This is a genomic window from Rhodococcus maanshanensis NBRC 100610, from assembly GCF_001894865.1.
Taxonomy (GTDB): domain Bacteria; phylum Actinomycetota; class Actinomycetes; order Mycobacteriales; family Mycobacteriaceae; genus Rhodococcus_G; species Rhodococcus_G maanshanensis.
In genome coordinates, this window is record NZ_BCXA01000020.1 from 103,615 (window position 1) to 121,282 (window position 17,668).

Genomic DNA, 17,668 nt, shown 5'->3' on the forward strand with positions numbered 1-17,668 from the left:
CCCGCGTCATCGCGCGGGGCGGACCGGTGCGCTCAGGCGCCGGGCCGGTAGGAGGCGGCGTCGAGCGGTGCGCCGACCGGGATCGCCCGCTGGGCGCCGTCCGCGACCCGGTAGCTCGCCGCATGGCGCACGGTTGCGCGCGGGTCGATCGGGTCGCTGATGTAGTACCAGTCCATCTGCGAACCCGCGGTCGCGATCTCGAAGACCCCGTATCCGTGTGAGTCGAGTTCGACGTACCGGACGTGCCGGTTGACCGCCTTGAATCCCTCCTCCGCCGCGACGCTGACGGTCCTCGGCGGCACGCCGAGCGTTTCGTCGATGTTCGGGGAGGTCACCGACGGCACCACGAACTCGGTGCCCACCGTGGGACCGCCGGGGTAGTTCGCGGCGTCGACCGGCAGGTCGCAGGCCCAGGAGGTGTGGATGTCACCGGTCAGGAAGACCGTGTTGTCGACACCCGCGGTCGTGATCGCGTCGAACAGTCGGCGACGGTCGGCGGAGTAGCCGTCCCACTGGTCGGTGTTGTACGGAACACCGGCGTCGGGCAGCCCGACCATATCGGTCAGCGCCGCGGTGGTCTTGGTGTCCAGCGGCGGGAACAGGCAGGGCGCGATCATCACGGGGTTGCCGACCACCTTCCACCGGGTCGGCGACGACACGATGCCCTTGGTGAGCCAGTCCATCTGGGCGCGGCCGGTGATCGTCCGGTCGGGGGAGTCCACCTTGCGCCAACCGGCCCCGGACGAGGCCGGCTCGTCGCGGTAGGTGCGCAGGTCGAGCATCGAGATCTCCGCCAGGTTGCCGAAGCGGAAACGCCGGTACAGCGTCACCTCGGTACCGGACCCGGTGACCCGCACCGGCATCCATTCGAAGTAGGCGCGCGCGGAGTTGGCCTTGCGGGTGGCCCAGTTGCCCTCGGTGGCGGGGTCGTGGTTCTCCGCGCCGCCGTCGAAGGAGTTGTCCGCGGACTCGTGGTCGTCCCAGGTCGCGATGAACGGCAGTCGGGCGTGCAGGGCCATCAGGTCCGGGTCGGTCTTGTACTGGGCGTGCCGGATCCGGTAGTCGGCGAGGGAGACGATCTCGTGGGCGGGCTCGTGCGGACGGACGGATCCGTTGCGTCCTCCGTATTCGCCCCGGCCGTACTCGTAGATGTAGTCGCCGAGGTGCAGGATCGCGTCGAGGTCCTCGCGCTGCGCGAGGTGGCGGTACGCGCCGAAATAGCCGGCCTCCCAGTTGGAACAGGACACCACGCCGAACCGCAGTCGCGCCAGGTCCGCGTCGGTTGCCGGTGCCGTCCGAGTGCGCCCGATGGGGGACACCTGGCCTGCGACCGCGCCGCCGCGGGCGGTGAAGCGGTAGTGGTAGGCGGTCGCGGGCTTCAGCCCGGTGACGTCGACCTTGACGGTGTGGTCGGTACCGGCGTCGGCGGACACCGTGCCGCTGCGCACCACGGCGGCGAAGCCGGGATCGGTCGCGACCTGCCAATCCAACGAGATCGCTTCTCCCGCACCGGAGCCGGGCAGCGCGTCGGCGGACGGGGTGACGCGGGTCCAGATGATGACGCGGTCGGGGAGCGGGTCGCCGGAGGCGACGCCGTGCGCGAAGCCGACGGCGGGTGCGGCGGGTGCCGCGGCGGCAGCACCCGCGGCCGCGACGGTGATGCCCGCACCTGCGAGCGCGGCGGAACTCTTCAGCAGGGTCCGCCTGCTCACGCTCGGCAGGGTGGGGTGATCGGGAAGGCAGTTGTCAGACACCCGAGGATTCCAGCCGAACATGGACGCGTGTTCAATCGATACCGGGCCCGATCGCACAGTGTTCACCTGACGTTTGCCGTCAGGTCGTCCGGGTACGGGCGGACGGGAGTTCATGCGCCCGGTCGGTGAGCGGCGGGGTCGAGCGGTGTGCCGACCGGGAGCGTGCGCTGGGCGCCGTCCGCGACCCGGAAGCTCGCCCCGTGGCGCACGGTCGCGCGGGGGTCGATCGGATCGCTGATGTAGTACCAGTCCATTTGTGAACCGGCGGTGGCGATCTCGAACACCCCGTACCCGTGCGAGTCGAAGTCGAGGTACCGGATGTGCCGGTTCACCGCCTTGTACGCCTCCTCGGCCGCGAGGCTGGCGGTCCGCGGCGGCACGCCAAGCGAGTCGTCCATGTTCGGGGAGGTCACCGACGGCACCACCAGTTCGGTGCCGATCGTGGCGCCGCCCGGGTAGTTCGCGGCGTCGACCGGTAGGTCGCAGGCCCAGGAGGTATGGACATCGCCCGTCAGGAAGACCGTGTTGTCGACGCCCGCCGTGGCGATGGCGTCGTACAGTCGACGGCGGTCGGCGGCGTAGCCGTCCCACGAGTCGGTGCCGTAGGGAATGCCCGACTGGGGCAGTCCGATCAAGTCGGTGAGTGCCTTGGTGGTCCTGGGGTCCAGTGGCGGGATCAGGGTGGGTGCGATCATCACTGGGTTGCCAACCACCTTCCACCGGGTCGGCGAGGACACGATGCCCTTGGTGAGCCAGTCCATCTGGGCGCGGCCGGTGATGGTCCGGTCGGGGGAGTCCACCTCGCGCCCGGCGGTGGCGGTGGTCTGCTCGTCGCGGTAGGTGCGCAGGTCGAGCATGGAGATCTCGGCGAGGTTGCCGAACCGGAAGCGCCGGTAGGTCGTCACCTCGGTGCCGCCGCCGGTGGGCCGCACCGGCATCCACTCGAAGTACGCCCGCGTCGAGTTGGCCTTGCGGGTGGCCCAGTCGCCCTCGGTCGCCGGGTTGTGGTTCTCGGCGCCACTCTTGTAGGCGTTGTCAGCGGACTCGTGGTCGTCCCAGGTCGCGATGAACGGGATCCGGGCGTGCAGTGCCATCAGGTCAGGGTCGGTCTTGTACTGCGCGTGCCGGATTCGATAGTCGGCGAGGGAGACGATCTCGTGGGCAGGCTCGTGCGGACGGACGGATCCGTTGCGCGCTCCGTACTCGCCGCGGCCGTATTCGTAGATGTAGTCGCCGAGGTGCAGGATCGCGTCGAGGTCCTCGCGCTGCGCGAGGTGGCGGTACGCGGAGAAGTAGCCGGCCTCCCAGTTCGAGCAGGACACCACGCCGAACCGCAGCCGCTGGATGTCCGCGTCGTTCGCGGGTGCGGTGAGGGTGCGCCCGACGGGGGACACCTGGCCTGCGACGGCGCCGCTGTGGGCGGTGAAGCGGTAGTGGTAGGCGGTGGCGGGTTCGAGGCCCGTCACGTCGACCTTCGCGGTGTGATCGGTATCGGCATCCACGGTCACGGTGCCACTGCGGACGACGGCGGCGAAGGCGGGATCGCGGGCCATCTGCCATTTCAACGAGATCGTCTCTCCGACACCGGAGCCGGGCAGCGCGTCGGCGGATGGCGTGACGCGGGTCCAGATGATGACGCGGTCGGGGAGCGGGTCGCCCGAGGCGACGCCGTGCGCGAAGCCGACGGCGGGTGCGGCCGCGGCCGCGGCAGTGCCCGCGGCCGCGACGGTCAGGCCCGCGCCTGCGAGCGCGGCTGAGCTCTTCAGCAGGGTCCGCCTGCTCAGGCTCGGCAGAGTGGTGCGGTCGGGAAGCCAGTTGTCAGACACCCGAGGATCACAACCGAACTTGGACGGGTGTTCAATTCGCAGCGGGGTCGATCGCACAGTGTTCATCTGACGTTCGCTGCCATGTCGTCCTGGCGCGGTCGGGGGCGCCCACGTCGGTGCGCTTTAGTAGCGTCGACGCGTGAGCGATTGGCTGGGAACTTCCGACGGCGGCGCGGACGCGGGGCTGTTCGCCGCCCCTGGGGAAACCGCGGATCAGGCCGGGCCGCTGACCGCGGGCCTGCCGCCGGTGCGCCCGGACGCGCCGCTCGCGGTTCGGATGCGCCCGGTGAACCTCGACGAGGTGGTCGGGCAGGGACATCTGCTGGGACCGGGCGCGCCGCTGCGCAGGCTCGTGGACGGCTCGGGCGCGGCGTCGGTGATGCTCTACGGTCCGCCCGGCACCGGAAAGACCACCCTCGCCTCGCTGATCTCTCGTGCGACCGGCCGCAGGTTCGAGGCGTTGTCCGCGCTGTCAGCGGGGGTGAAGGACGTCCGCGCGGTGATCGACCTGGCCCGCAGGCGACTCACCGCGGGGGAGCAGACGGTGCTCTTCATCGACGAGGTGCACCGATTCTCCAAGACGCAGCAGGACGCGCTCCTCGCCGCGGTGGAGAACCGGATCGTGCTGTTGGTCGCGGCCACCACCGAGAACCCCTCGTTCTCGGTGGTCTCGCCGCTGCTGTCCCGGTCGCTGGTCCTGCAGTTGCACTCGCTCACCGAGGCAGACATCCGCGCGCTGCTCGATCGGGCCGTTGCGGATCCGCGCGGGCTGGGCGGTTCGGTCAGTCTCACGGACGAGGCGCGTGATCATCTCGTGCGGCTGGCGGCGGGTGACGCCCGGCGAGCCCTGACCGCGCTGGAGGCGGCCGCGGGCGCGGCGCTCGATTCGCCCGCCGAGGACGGCTCGGCCGTGGTCGACCTCGAGACCGTCGAGGCGAGCGTAGACAAGGCGGCCGTCCGCTACGACCGCGACGGCGACCAGCACTACGACGTGATCAGCGCCTTCATCAAGTCGATCCGCGGCTCGGACGTGGACGCCGCGCTGCACTACCTGGCCCGGATGATCACCGCGGGCGAGGACCCCCGCTTCATCGCCCGCCGGTTGGTGGTGCACGCGAGCGAGGACATCGGCATGGCCGATCCGACCGCGCTGCAGACCGCGACCGCGGCCGCGCAGGCCGTCCAGCTCATCGGTATGCCGGAGGCCCGGCTCGCATTGGCACAGGCCACGATCCACCTGGCGACCGCGCCGAAGTCGGGAGCGGTGATCGCCGCCCTCGGCGCGGCCATGGCCGATGTGTCCGCGGGGAAGTCGGGGCTGGTGCCGCCGCACCTGAGGGACGGGCACTACGCGGGCGCCGAGAAACTGGGCAACGCGGTCGGGTATCGCTACCCCCACAACGCGGCCGACGGCGTGTTGCCGCAGCAGTACCCGCCGGACGAGCTGATCGGCGTCGACTACTACCAGCCGACCGGGCATGGCGCCGAGCGTGAGATCGCCGCGCGGGTGGGCAAGTTGCGGCGGATCGTGCGGGGCTGACGCGGCCCCCGAGCGCTGCGCACCCCGGCATCCTCGGCACGTTAAGCTGGATATTCATCCGCGACGCCCATGAAGTAAGGACCGGTTAGTGCAGACCCACGAGATCCGCAGGCGATTCCTCGACCACTTCGTCAAGGCGGGTCACACCGAGGTGGCCAGTGCCTCGCTGATCTTCGACGACCCGAACCTGCTGTTCGTCAACGCGGGCATGGTGCAGTTCAAGCCGTTCTTCCTCGGCCAGCAGACCCCGCCGTACGACACCGCGACCAGCGTGCAGAAGTGCGTGCGCACCGGCGATATCGAGAACGTGGGCGTCACCACCCGGCACAACACCTTCTTCCAGATGGCGGGCAACTTCAGCTTCGGCGACTACTTCAAGCGCGGTGCGATCAAGCACGCGTGGGCGCTGCTGACGAACAGCGTCGAGGACGGCGGCTACGGCTTCGATCCCGAGCGCCTGTGGGTCACCGTCTACCTCGACGACGACGAGGCCCGCGACATCTGGAAGGAAGAGGCCGGCATTCCGGACGAGCGCATCCAGCGCCGCGGCATGGCCGACAACTACTGGTCGATGGGTGTGCCCGGCCCGTGCGGCCCCTGCTCTGAGATCTACTACGACCGCGGCCCCGAGTACGGAGTCGAGGGCGGCCCGGAGGCCGACGAGGACCGCTACCTCGAGATCTGGAACCTCGTGTTCATGCAGAACGAGCGCGGCGACGGTACCGGCAAGGACAGCTTCGAGATCCTCGGCCCGCTGCCCAAGCAGAACATCGACACCGGCATGGGTGTCGAGCGCGTCGCGTTCCTGCTGCAGGACGTCGACAACGTGTACGAGACCGACCTGGTGCGCCCCGTGATCACGAAGGCCGAGGAGCTGACCGGCCGCGCCTACGGCACCGACCACGAGTCCGACGTCCGGTTCCGCGTCATCGCCGACCACGCCCGCACCGCCGTGATGCTCATCGCGGACGGCGTCAACCCCGGCAACGAGGGCCGCGGCTACGTGCTGCGCCGGCTGCTGCGCCGCATCGTGCGCTCCGCGAAGCTGCTCGGCGCCGACAAGCCGAGCATGAGCGAGTTCGTCACCGTCGTCCGCGACACCATGTCGCCGTCCTACCCGGTCCTCGACACCGACTTCGACCGGATCCTCGGCGTCGCGGTCGGCGAGGAGACCGCGTTCCTGCGTACCCTCGCGTCCGGATCGAAGATGTTCGAGTCCGAGGCGGACGAGGTCAAGGCCGCGGGCAAGAAGGTCTTCGGCGGCAGCGAGGCGTTTGTCCTGCACGACACCTACGGCTTCCCGATCGACCTGACCCTCGAGATGGCCGCCGAGGCCGGCCTGTCCGTCGACGAGGACGGCTTCCGCTCGCTGATGGCCGAGCAGCGCAAGCGTGCCAAGGAGGACGCCCAGTCCCGCAAGCACGCGCACGCCGACCTGAGCATCTACAAGGAGTTCGTCGACCGAGGCGAGACCGAGTTCACCGGCTTCGCCGAACTGACCACCGAGGCAACGGTTCTCGCACTGATCTCCGGCGGCGTCCGGGTGCCGACGGCGACCGCGGGTCAGGAGGTCGAGGTGATCCTCGACCGCACCCCGCTGTACGCGGAATCCGGTGGCCAGATCGCCGACATCGGTGTCATCACCGGACCCGGCCTGCGGGTGCGGGTGCGGGACGTGCAGAAGATCGCGAAGAAGGTCTGGGTCCACAAGGTCACCGTCGAGGAGGGCCAGCTGACGGAGGGTGACGCGATCCTCGCGCAGGTCGACGCGGCCTGGCGGTCCGGCGCCACCCAGGGTCACTCCGGCACGCACATGGTGCATGCGGCGCTGCGGCAGGTGCTCGGCCCGAACACCACCCAGAAGGGTTCGCTGAACAAGCCCGGTTACCTGCGGTTCGACTTCGCCTGGCAGAACCAGCTGTCGGCTCATCAGCTCGCCGACATCGAGGCCGTCGCCAACGAGGCCGTCGCCGCGAACCACACCGTCAACACGTTCGTCACCGACCTGAACAAGGCCAAGTCGATGGGCGCGATGGCCCTGTTCGGCGAGAACTACGGCGACGAGGTCCGGGTCGTCGAGATCGGCGGACCGTTCTCGATGGAACTCTGCGGCGGCACCCACGTGCAGTCGTCGGCACAGATCGGTCAGATCACCATTCTCGGCGAGTCGTCGGTCGGCTCCGGGGCGCGCCGCGTCGAGGCGTTCGTCGGGCTCGACTCCTACCGCTACCTCGCGAAGGAGCGCGCGCTGCTCGCCGGTGTCGCGACCGCGCTGAAGGTGCCGTCCGATGAGGTACCCGGCCGCGTCGAGCAGCTCGTCGAGCGGCTCAAGGTCGCGGAGAAGGAACTCGAGGCGACCAAGGCTGCGGCCGTGCTGGCGTCGGCCGGGACGTTCGTCGACAAGGCCGAGCGGATCGGTGGCCTGCTGCTGGTGGCCGAAGCGGCCCCTGCCGGTGTCGCGGGCAACGACCTGCGCACCCTGGTCACCGACATCCGCGGACGGTTCGGCACCGAACCCGCCGTCGTCGTGCTCCTCGGTGATGCCGACGGCAAGGTGCCGTTCGTGGTCACCGCCAACAAGGCGGCCCAGGATCTCGGTGTGAAGGCGGGCGACCTGGTCGCCGCGTTCGGGCCGAGCATCGGTGGTCGCGGAGGCGGTAAGCCGGAGATGGCCCAGGGCTCGGGCACCGACGCGGCGGGCATCCCGGCCGCGCTCTCGGCGGTGCGCGCCCGCGTCGCCGAGATGGCCGGGTGAGCGAGGCCGATCAGCCCGGCGACCTGGGGCGGGGTCGCCGGATCGGGGTCGATGTCGGCAGCGTCCGGATCGGCGTCGCCGCCAGCGATCCGGACGGGATCCTGGCCACCCCGGTGGAGACCGTGCCGAGGGCCAAGTCCCGCGCCGACAGGTCGGACATCGAGCGACTCGCCGCGATTGTCGCGGAATACGAGGCCGTCGAGGTTATCGTCGGATTGCCGCGGACGCTGCGAGGGGAGAGCGGTTCCGCGGCCGGACTCGCCTCGAAGTTCGCCGCGCAGCTCCGGGACAGGTTGGCGCCCATCCCGGTTCGCATGACCGATGAACGCTTCACGACCGTGACCGCGTCCAGGGCCCTGCGTGAGAGCGGGGTCAAGGCCAAGGGACAGCGGTCGGTGATCGACCAGGCCGCGGCCGTGGCGATCTTGCAAGGATGGTTGGACCAGCGCAGCAGGGCACTGCACTCGGAGCAGTCCCTGCCCTCACAGATGGAGGACGGCCAGTGACCGATACCCGGTCGAGGGGGCCCGAGTTGAGGTCGACCCGCGCGGACGAGCGTCGCGCGCGGGAGGCCGCCGCGGGACGCAAGGGCAGGGGCAAGGCCGTGGTCGCGATCGCCGGGGTCGGCGCCCTCGCGCTGGTCGTTGGTGTCGGCTACGTCGGCGGCAAGAAGCTCCTCGGCGGCGTTGACGTGCCCGAGGACTACGCGGCCGGTCAGTCGGGGGCCGATGTCGTCGTGCAGGTGCACCCTGGTGACACCGCCGACCAGATCGCCACCGAGATGGCCGAGAAGGACGTCGTGAAGAGCGCGTCCGCGTTCTTCAATGCGGCGGTCCAGAACGACGCCATGTCGTCGGTGCAGCCCGGCTTCTACAACCTCAAGTCCCAGGTCCCGGCCTCGCAGGCCGTCGCGGGCCTGGTCGACCCGAATTCCCGCGTCGGTGCGCTGGTGATCTCCGAGGGTCGTCAGCTGCACGACACCAGGGACGTGAACACCGGCGCCACCAAGCGCGGCATCTACACCCTCATCTCCGAGGCGAGCTGCCTGCCGACCGCCTCGGGCCAGCAGCAGTGCGTGAGCGTCGAGGACCTCAAGGCTGCGGGTGCCAACCCGAACCTCGCCGCGCTCGGGGTGCCGGACTGGGCGGCCGCCCGGGTCAAGTCGGTCCCGGACCGAACCCGCCAGCTCGAGGGCCTGATCGCCGCGGGTAAGTGGGACTTCGACCCGAGGGAATCGGCGGCAGAGATCCTGACGACCCTCGTCAGCGGGAGCGCGGCCAAGTACGAGGAGACCGGCATCGACCGGGCGGGGAACGCCGTCGGCCTGAGCCCCTACGACCTGCTCGTCGCGGCCTCGCTGGTCGAGCGGGAGTCGCTGCCGGACGACTTCGGCAAGGTCGCGCGCGTGATCGTCAACCGGCTCGCCGTGCCGCAGCGGCTCGAGCTCGATTCGACGGTCAACTACGCCCTTGACACCACGGAGCTCGCGACGACCGACGGCGACCGCGCGAAGGTCACCCCGTGGAACACCTACGCGATGGACGGACTGCCCGCCACCCCGATCTCGTCACCGAGCATCGGCGCGGTGGAGTCCGTCGAGAAGGCGCCCGCGGGTGACTGGCTGTACTTCGTCACGATCGACAGCAAGGGCACCACGCTGTTCACCAAGAGCTACACCGAGCACCTCGAGAACAGCAAGAAGGCACTGGCGAGCGGGATTCTCGACAGTGGACGCTGATCTGCCACGCAAGGCGGCGGTCCTCGGCAAGCCGATCGGGCACTCCAAGTCGCCGCTGCTGCACCTGGCGGCGTACCGGGCACTCGGCCTGACCGACTGGACCTACGACCGGATCGAATGCACCGGCGAGCAGTTGCCGGGGCTCGTCGGTGGGCTCGGCCCGGAATGGGTCGGGCTCTCGGTGACGATGCCGGGCAAGGTCGCCGCGCTCGAGTTCGCGACCGAACGGACCGAGCGCGCCGTGCAGGTCGGCTCGGCCAACACCCTGGTCCGGGTGCCGGGCGGCTGGCGGGCCGACTGCACCGACGTCGACGGCGTGACCGGCGCCCTCGCCGAGGTCGGCGTCACCGATCTGGGCGGCGCGACCGCGGTCGTGATCGGCGCAGGCGGCACCTCGCGACCGGCGCTGCGGGCGCTGGCGGACCTCGGCGTCGATGCGGTGACGGTCGTCGCCCGCTCCGCCGACCGGGCGGCGGCCTCGCTGGCCTGCGCGGCGGAGATGGGCCTGCGTGCCCGCCACCTGGGCTTCGATGCCGACGCGCTGGCCGCAGTCTGTGCTGACGCTGCGACGGTGGTCAGCACGGTGCCTGCGGACGCGATTGCGCCGTTCGCGAGCGCGGTGGCGCAGGCGCCCGTCGTGTTCGACGCGATCTACGATCCCTGGCCGACGCCGCTCGCAGCCGCGGTCGAGGCGGCCGGCGGGACCGTCGTCGACGGCCTGCGGATGCTGCTGAACCAGGCGTTCGGACAGGTCGAGCAGTTCACCGGCCGTCCGGCCCCGCGCGCGGAGATGGCGGCCGTGGTCGCGCGCTGACGCGCCGCAATCCCTCCACAGCGTCGGATTCATCCCCAGGACGACCGGGATCGGGGTTTCCTGAGGCCGTGGCGGCGCAGGCCGATGAGAGCGTCGGGGCATGGCGATCGGATTGCTCGGCCTGGCTGGATTGCTCACCGGCGTCGCGACGCGTCGGTTCCTGCGCCGCTTCACCCGGGCTGCGCCGCCCTGGTGGGTGGCTGTGCTCGCCGTCGGTTTCGTCGCGGCCGGGCTCGCCTGCCCACCGCTGCCGGCCGCCGCGGCCTGCGCGCTGCTCTGGTGGTGCGTCTGCCTCTCCGCGGTCGACCTGGGGGAGCGCAGGCTGCCGAACGAGCTCACCCTGCCGGGCGCATGCGCGGTGTTCCTGGTCTCGGTACTGCTTGGCCGGGGGATGGCGGCCCTGGTGGGGGCGGCGATGCTGGCCGGCCTCTACCTCGTCGTGCACCTGGTGTCCCCGGCCACGATGGGCGGCGGGGACGTGAAGCTGGCCCTCGGGCTCGGTGCAGCGACGGGTGCGGCTGGCGCCCAGGCGTGGCTGGCTGCGACGGTCGGTGCGGTGGCGCTGACGGCGGCGGCAGGCGGGTGCGCCCTTGCCCTCGGGCGGGGCCGCCGCACACTCGCGCACGGGCCGTCGATGTGCCTGTCGACGCTGTTGGCGTTGAGCCTGGCAGGGGGCGGCTAGCCGGGGACCGGGCCGGTGTGCGTTGACGACCATGTTTCGTGAAAAGATGGGCGGCGTGCTGCGCTGGATAACTGCCGGAGAATCCCATGGTCCCGCCCTCGTCGCCCTCCTTGATGGGATGGTCGCCGGGGTCGAGGTGACCTCCGAGGACATTGCTTCCCAACTCGCCCGCCGTCGCCTCGGCTACGGCCGCGGTGCCCGCATGAGCTTCGAGAAGGACGTCGTGACGGTGGTCGGCGGCGTCCGGCACGGTCGCACGATGGGCGGCCCCGTCGCCATCGAGGTCGCGAACAGCGAGTGGCCCAAGTGGGAGACGGTCATGTCCTCCGACCCGGTGGACGAGGCGCTGCTCAAGGACCTCGCGCGCAACGCGCCGCTGACCCGCCCGCGCCCGGGCCACGCCGACTACTCCGGCATGCTCAAGTACGGATTCGACGACGCCCGTCCCGTCCTGGAGCGGGCCAGTGCCCGCGAGACCGCGGCCAGGGTCGCGGCAGGAACCGTTGCCCGCGCCTTCCTGCGCCAGGTTTTCGGCGTAGAGGTGATCTCCCACGTGATCTCCATCGGTGCCGCCTCGGGCCCCGCCGATTCCCCGGTCCCCGGTCCCGATGACCTCGAGGCCATCGACGCCAGCCCGGTGCGCGCATTCGGCGCCGAGGCCGAGGCCGCGATGATCGCGGAGATCGACGCGGCCAAGCGGGACGGCGACACCCTCGGCGGTGTCGTCGAGGTGGTCGTGCACGGCCTGCCCGTCGGGCTCGGCTCGTTCATCAGCGGTGAGAACCGGCTCGATTCCCGCCTCGCGGCCGCGCTGATGGGCATTCAGGCCATCAAGGGTGTCGAGGTGGGAGACGGCTTCGAGACCTCCCGGCGCCGTGGCAGCGCCGCGCACGACGAGATGCGGCCCGGCCCCGATGGCGTGCTGCGGTCGACGAACCGAGCGGGCGGCCTCGAGGGCGGCATGACCAACGGCGAGGCGCTGCGGGTCCGGGCGGCGATGAAGCCGATCTCCACCGTGCCGAGGGCCCTCGCGACCGTCGACATGTCCACCGGCGAGGAGGCCGTCGCCATCCATCAGCGCAGCGACGTGTGCGCGGTCCCCGCCGCGGGCGTGGTCGCGGAGTCGATGGTGGCACTGGTGGTCGCGCAGGCCGCTCTCGACAAGTTCGGCGGCGACTCGGTCGAGGAGACGATGCGCAACATCGGCGGATACCTCGACTCCGTCCGGGAACGCCTGTCGAGGTGACTCCAAGGGCCGTCCTGATCGGACCGCCGGGCGCCGGTAAGTCCACCATCGGGCGTCGACTGGCGCGGGCGCTGGACGTCGAGATCTTCGACACCGACGCCGCCATCGAGCGCGAGACGGGTAAGACCATCCCGGAGATCTTCGCGCAGGACGGGGAACCGGAGTTCCGCGCGCTCGAGGAGGACATGGTCCGGCGCGCGCTGATCGAGCAGACGGGCATCGTCTCGCTCGGCGGGGGCGCGATCCTGTCCGATGCCACCCGCGACCGGCTGGTCGGCCACACGGTCGTCTACCTGGAGATCAGCGTGGCAGAGGGCCTCAAGCGGACCGGCGCGAACACCTCCCGGCCCCTCCTCAACGGCGGCGACCCGCGCCAGAAGTACCGGGACCTGATGCGGCGGCGGCGACCGCTGTACCGGAAGGTGGCCACCATCCGGGTCCGCACCGACGGGCGAAGTCCGGCCCGCGTGGTGCAGCAGCTCGTCACCAAACTGGGGTAGAGCGGTGGCAGCGACCCAGGCAGAAGCGATCCAGCAGCAGCGCACAGAAGCGGAGAAGCAGACAGTGACCGAACCCGTACGCGTCGAGGTCAAGACCGCCAGTCCCTACCCGGTGATCATCGGCCGCGGATTGCTCGGTGAACTGGTGGACGAACTGATCGGCACCAGGACCGTCGCGATCTTCCACCAGCCGCCGCTCGCGCAGACCGCGGAGGCGGTGCGCGCCGCGCTGGCGGCGAAGGGCATCGACGCCCATCGCGTCGAGATCCCGGACGCGGAGGACGGCAAGGACCTCGCCGTCGCCGGCTTCTGCTGGGAGGTCCTCGGCCGCATCGGCCTGACCCGCAGCGACGCCGTGGTGAGCCTCGGCGGCGGCGCGGCCACCGACCTGGCCGGGTTCGTCGCGGCCACCTGGATGCGCGGGGTGCGGATCGTGCACGTGCCGACCACCCTGCTCGCGATGGTGGACGCGGCCGTCGGCGGCAAGACCGGCATCAACACCGACGCAGGCAAGAACCTGGTCGGTTCGTTCCACGAGCCGTCCGCGGTGCTGATCGACCTGGCGACCCTGGAAACGGTGCCGCGCAACGAGATCGTCGCCGGCATGGCCGAGGTGATCAAGACCGGGTTCATCGCGGACCCGACGATCCTCGAGCTCATCGAGCGGGACCCCGAGGCGGCCCTCGACCCGACAGGGGAGGTGCTGCCCGAGCTGATCCGCCGGTCCGTTGAGGTGAAGGCGAAGGTCGTCGCCGCCGACCTCAAGGAGTCGGACCTGCGCGAGATCCTCAACTACGGGCACACCCTCGGCCACGCGATCGAGCGCCGCGAGAAGTACCGGTGGCGGCACGGCGCTGCGGTGTCGGTCGGCCTGGTGTTCGCCGCCGAGCTGGGCCGGCTCGCGGGCAGGCTCGACGACGCCACCGCGGAGCGGCACCGCACCATCCTCGAGAGCGTCGGCCTGCCCACCACCTACGACGCGTCCGCCTTCGCGGACCTGGTCAAGGGCATGCAGACGGACAAGAAGAACCGGGCGGGCATGCTGCGGTTCGTCGTACTGGACGGGTTGGCGAAGCCGGGACGGCTCGAGGGCCCTGACCCGACGCTGCTCGCGGCCGCCTACTCCGCGGTTGCCCGCGAGGACCAGCCGGGCACGAGCGGCACGGTGCTGCTGTGAGGGTCCAGGTCCTCAACGGACCGAACCTCGGCCGGCTCGGCAAGCGGCAGCCCGAGGTGTACGGCGCCACGACGTACGCCGACCTCGTCGCGCTCTGTGAGACGGCCGCGGCGGAACTGGGCATCGAGGTGACGGTCCGCCAGTCCGACAGCGAGGCCGAGCTGCTCGGCTGGATCCACGACGCCGCCGACGCGGGCGAACCGGTTGTGCTCAACGCGGGCGCGCTCACCCACACCTCGATCGCGCTGCGGGACGCGTGCGCCGAGCTGGAGGCGGGCCTGGTCGAGGTGCACATCTCGAACGTGCACGCCCGCGAGGACTTCCGGCACCACTCGTACCTGAGCGCGATCGCGACCGGCGTCATCGTCGGGTGTGGCGTCGCGGGGTACCCGCTCGCGCTGCGGTTCCTCGCCGAGCGTTAGACGAACTGTGAGTGGGTTTCACCCCAGCTGGGGTGAAACCCACTCACAGGCGCGCAGCGCTGTTACTTACCGTTCTCGGGCTTGATGGCCTCGAAGACCTCGGTGGGCGCGTCGTCGACGTAGTGCCGACCGCCGTCCGCGCTCTGGTCGCCTGCGGCCTGCTGCTGGGCGGCCTGATCGTTCTCGTAGTAGCCCTGATCGCTCTCGTCGTAGGCCTGGCCGGTGCCGTGCTCGTAGGACCACTCGGAGGCCTCGTAGTTCTCCTCCGCGGCCTCGACCACGTCGTAGTCCTGTTCGCTCGCGTACGCGCCTGCGGCCCCAGCGCCTGCTGCGCCCGGCGAGACGTGGGCAGGCGTCGCCGGGGCCTTGCGCCGAACGAGGAACCGTCCGACCGCCACCGCGAGCATCGCGGGCAGGAAGACGAGCAGGATGGTGAAGGCAGCCCCGGAGGTGAGCTCGAAGAACAGCGTGTTGTCGCCGACGGCGATGCCGGAGATGGTGCCGATCAGCCAGGTCACCGCGCCTGCCAGCACACCCGCGAGGGCGGCGGCCTTGAGCCACATCATGGTCAGGTCGGCGCCGGACTCCTCGTCCACCGCGGTGCGCGCGTCCCTGATGCCGTCGAGCCCGCCCCACAGCAGTGCGACCAGCACCACGAACGCGAGCGAGACCCACCGCAAGGACGATCCGTGCAGGGGCCACTGCGTGACCGCGAGTCCGAGCACCACCCTCGTCACGACATGCACCGACGCCATACCCAGACCACGAAGAAGCCACGAGTTCATGGCGACAGCGTAACGACCGCTCAATGGGACCTGTGGCCTAACCCACACGTGGCGCGGCGAGGGCCCTCGCGAGGGGCGGACGCTGCCGTAGGTTGAGCTCATGTCGACCGTCGATCACGGGTCCCGCCGGGCCGCACTGCGCACACTGCTCACCGACTGGGGCGTCGAGGCGCTCTTGGTGACCGATCTGCTCAACATCAGGTACCTCACGGGGTTCACGGGGTCGAATGCCGCGCTGCTCGTCGACGCGCGCGACGAACCGGGTGCCGAGTCGCGGACCCTCATCTGCACCGACGGCCGGTACCTGATCCAGGTCGGCGAGCAGGTGCCGGACCTCGAGGCGGTGATCGACAGGGCCAGCGCCGCCCACCTGATCGGCCGCTGCGCCGATGCAGGCCCGGTGCGGCTCGGCTTCGAGAGCCACGTGGTGACCGTCGACGAGCTCGCCGCCTGGCAGGAACTGGCGCCGTCGCTGGAGATGACCAGGGCGCCGCGGCTGGTCGAGCGGCTCCGCATGGTCAAGGACGAGCACGAGGTGGGGCTGCTGCGGCGAGCGTGCGCCGCGGCGGACCTCGCCCTCGCCGTCCTCGTCGAGCGCGGGGGACTGCGCCCGGGTCGGACCGAGCGGGAGGTCGGACGGGAACTGGAGTTCCTGATGCTCGAGCACGGCGCGGACGGCATCTCGTTCGAGACGATCGTCGCGGCGGGCGCGAACTCGGCGATCCCGCACCACCGTCCGACCGACGCCACGCTCGCCGCGGGGGACTTCGTCAAGCTCGACTTCGGGGCGACGGTCGAGGGGTACCACTCGGACATGACCAGGACGTTCGTGCTCGGCGCGGCGGCGGACTGGCAGCGTGAGGTGTACGAGCTCGTGGCGACCGCGCAGGCCGCGGGCCGGGCCGCCCTCGCGCCGGGCGTGGAGGTCGCCGCGGTGGACGCCGCGGCCCGGTCGGTCATCGAGTCAGCGGGCTACGGGGAGCTGTTCCTGCACGGTCTCGGGCACGGCGTGGGGCTGGAGATCCACGAAGCACCGGGGATCGGCAAGCTCGGCACCGGTACACTGCTAGCCGGTGCTGCGGTGACGGTCGAGCCCGGTGTGTACTTCTCCGGTCGCGGAGGCGTCAGGATCGAGGACACGCTCGTCGTTCGCGAGCAGGAGCCCGAGCTCCTCACCCTCACCACCAAGGATCTCGTAATCGTCTGAAGGAGACGCGAAGTAAGTGGCTGATACCAGTGATTTCAAGAACGGGCTCGTGCTGAAGATCGAGGGCCAGCTCTGGCAGATCATCGAGTTCCAGCACGTGAAGCCGGGCAAGGGCCCCGCGTTCGTGCGGACCAAGCTCAAGAACGTGCTCTCCGGCAAGACCGTGGACAAGACCTTCAACGCGGGCGTCAAGGTGGAGACCGCGACCGTCGACCGTCGCGACATGACGTACCTCTACCACGACGGTAGCGACTACATCTTCATGGACGGCGACACCTACGACCAGATCTCGATCAACGAGGCCACCGTCGGCGACGGCGCGCGCTTCCTGCTCGAGAACATGCAGGTCCAGGTCGCGACCCACGACGACGCCCCGCTGTTCGTCGAGCTCCCGGTGACCGTCGAGCTCGTCGTCCAGCACACCGATCCCGGCCTGCAGGGCGACCGTTCGACCGGTGGCACCAAGCCCGCCACCCTCGAGACCGGCGCCGAGGTGCAGGTTCCGCTGTTCATCAACACCGGCGACAAGCTCAAGATCGACTCGCGGGACGGCAACTACCTGGGCCGTGTGAACTCGTAGCGTGTCCGGCAGTCAGAAGAAGCTCGGGGCCAGGCACAAGGCCCGTAAGCGCGCTGTCGATTTCCTCTTCGAGGCGGAAGCGCGCGACCTCGACCCGGTCGATCTCGCGACCGAGCGGGCCGAGCTCGCCGGAACGGACGACGCCGTCGCCCCGGTGAGCCCGTACACCGTCACCCTGGTGACCGGCGTCGCGGAGAACCTCGACCGGCTGGACCGGGTCATCGCCGACCACCTGCAGGACTGGACGCTCGAGCGCCTGCCCGCGGTGGACCGCGCGATCCTGCGAATCGCCGTGTGGGAGCTCTTCCACGCCACCGACGTGCCGCCCGTGGTGGCGGTCGACGAGGCCGTCGAGTTGGCCAAGGAGTTGTCCACCGACGACTCGCCGGGATTCATCAACGGGGTCCTCGGCCAGGTCGTGCTCGTCGCGCCGCAGGTGCGGGCCGCCGCGGCCGCCACCTCGCAGCGCGCGGAGGCCGCGCAAGAGCCGGGCACCGACGCCTGATCCTGCGCCGAAGTACACGCGAACGCCGCGGACCGATCACGGTCCGCGGCGTTCGTCGTCCGGCCGTGGACACGGTCGAACCGGGGGTTCGACTGTGGCTCAGCACACCCCGAACCGCTTCGGTTTCCTGGTCGGCG

At 70.5% G+C, this 17,668-nt stretch carries 15 protein-coding genes and 1 pseudogene; 13 read left to right on the forward strand and 3 right to left on the reverse strand.

Annotated features, from left to right (window positions below; genetic code table 11):
* Positions 1–32: 32 nt before the first annotated feature.
* Both RM1_RS11005 and RM1_RS11010 read right to left on the reverse strand, forming a co-directional pair.
* Positions 33–1,775 (reverse strand): alkaline phosphatase D family protein, encoded by a 1,743-nt coding sequence (locus RM1_RS11005; RefSeq protein WP_072751327.1) that lies wholly within the window; start codon positions 1,773–1,775, stop codon positions 33–35.
* Between the two features lie 89 nt (positions 1,776–1,864).
* Positions 1,865–3,580, reverse strand: coding sequence for an alkaline phosphatase D family protein (locus tag RM1_RS11010; RefSeq protein WP_245816219.1), 1,716 nt, complete (start codon positions 3,578–3,580; stop codon positions 1,865–1,867).
* Between the two features lie 139 nt (positions 3,581–3,719).
* Between RM1_RS11010 and RM1_RS11015 the strand changes: the two genes are divergently transcribed.
* The 10 genes and pseudogenes from RM1_RS11015 to aroQ all read left to right on the forward strand — a co-directional run bounded on the left by RM1_RS11015 (position 3,720) and on the right by aroQ (position 14,454).
* Positions 3,720–5,120 (forward strand): replication-associated recombination protein A, encoded by a 1,401-nt coding sequence (locus RM1_RS11015; RefSeq protein WP_072751328.1) that lies wholly within the window; start codon positions 3,720–3,722, stop codon positions 5,118–5,120.
* Positions 5,121–5,208: 88 nt separating this feature from the next.
* Positions 5,209–7,875, forward strand: coding sequence for an alanine--tRNA ligase (gene alaS, locus RM1_RS11020; protein WP_072751329.1), 2,667 nt, complete (start codon positions 5,209–5,211; stop codon positions 7,873–7,875).
* Positions 7,872–8,381, forward strand: a complete 510-nt coding sequence (gene ruvX, locus RM1_RS11025) for a Holliday junction resolvase RuvX (RefSeq protein WP_027499653.1) — start codon at positions 7,872–7,874, stop codon at positions 8,379–8,381. The genes alaS and ruvX overlap by 4 nt, the downstream gene beginning before the upstream one ends.
* A gap of 23 nt (positions 8,382–8,404) precedes the next feature.
* Positions 8,405–9,613: pseudogene (locus tag RM1_RS11030) on the forward strand (endolytic transglycosylase MltG); the annotation flags it as partial.
* Positions 9,603–10,427, forward strand: a complete 825-nt coding sequence (locus RM1_RS11035) for a shikimate dehydrogenase (protein WP_072751331.1) — start codon at positions 9,603–9,605, stop codon at positions 10,425–10,427. The pseudogene RM1_RS11030 and the gene RM1_RS11035, both read left to right, overlap by 11 nt.
* Before the next feature lie 100 nt (positions 10,428–10,527).
* Positions 10,528–11,109: a prepilin peptidase gene (locus tag RM1_RS11040; protein WP_083576660.1), complete on the forward strand. Its 582-nt coding sequence runs from the start codon at positions 10,528–10,530 to the stop codon at positions 11,107–11,109.
* Positions 11,110–11,155: 46 nt separating this feature from the next.
* Positions 11,156–12,355: a chorismate synthase gene (aroC, locus tag RM1_RS11045; protein ID WP_177188120.1), complete on the forward strand. Its 1,200-nt coding sequence runs from the start codon at positions 11,156–11,158 to the stop codon at positions 12,353–12,355.
* Positions 12,352–12,855, forward strand: a complete 504-nt coding sequence (locus RM1_RS11050) for a shikimate kinase (RefSeq protein WP_072751332.1) — start codon at positions 12,352–12,354, stop codon at positions 12,853–12,855. Before aroC ends, RM1_RS11050 begins: the two co-directional genes overlap by 4 nt.
* Before the next feature lie 64 nt (positions 12,856–12,919).
* Complete coding sequence (gene aroB, locus RM1_RS11055; protein ID WP_072751333.1) at positions 12,920–14,032, forward strand: 3-dehydroquinate synthase; 1,113 nt, start codon at positions 12,920–12,922, stop codon at positions 14,030–14,032.
* Positions 14,029–14,454, forward strand: coding sequence for a type II 3-dehydroquinate dehydratase (gene aroQ / locus RM1_RS11060; protein ID WP_072751334.1), 426 nt, complete (start codon positions 14,029–14,031; stop codon positions 14,452–14,454). Before aroB ends, aroQ begins: the two co-directional genes overlap by 4 nt.
* A 62-nt stretch (positions 14,455–14,516) precedes the next feature.
* On the opposite strand, the gene RM1_RS11065 is transcribed toward aroQ, so the two are convergent.
* Positions 14,517–15,239 (reverse strand): B-4DMT family transporter, encoded by a 723-nt coding sequence (locus RM1_RS11065; RefSeq protein ID WP_169922308.1) that lies wholly within the window; start codon positions 15,237–15,239, stop codon positions 14,517–14,519.
* Between the two features lie 100 nt (positions 15,240–15,339).
* Here RM1_RS11065 and RM1_RS11070 point away from each other — a divergent pair, with 100 nt between their 5' ends.
* Genes RM1_RS11070 through nusB form a run of 3 tightly spaced genes read left to right on the forward strand, consistent with a single transcriptional unit; the run spans position 15,340 to position 17,531 of the window.
* Positions 15,340–16,446 carry a M24 family metallopeptidase gene (locus RM1_RS11070; protein WP_072751336.1) on the forward strand — a complete coding sequence of 369 codons (1,107 nt, stop codon included), beginning with the start codon at positions 15,340–15,342 and terminating at the stop codon, positions 16,444–16,446.
* A gap of 16 nt (positions 16,447–16,462) precedes the next feature.
* Positions 16,463–17,026, forward strand: a complete 564-nt coding sequence (gene efp / locus RM1_RS11075; RefSeq protein ID WP_027499662.1) for an elongation factor P — start codon at positions 16,463–16,465, stop codon at positions 17,024–17,026.
* A gap of 1 nt (position 17,027) precedes the next feature.
* Positions 17,028–17,531 (forward strand): transcription antitermination factor NusB, encoded by a 504-nt coding sequence (gene nusB, locus RM1_RS11080; protein ID WP_072751337.1) that lies wholly within the window; start codon positions 17,028–17,030, stop codon positions 17,529–17,531.
* Positions 17,532–17,668: the final 137 nt, after the last annotated feature.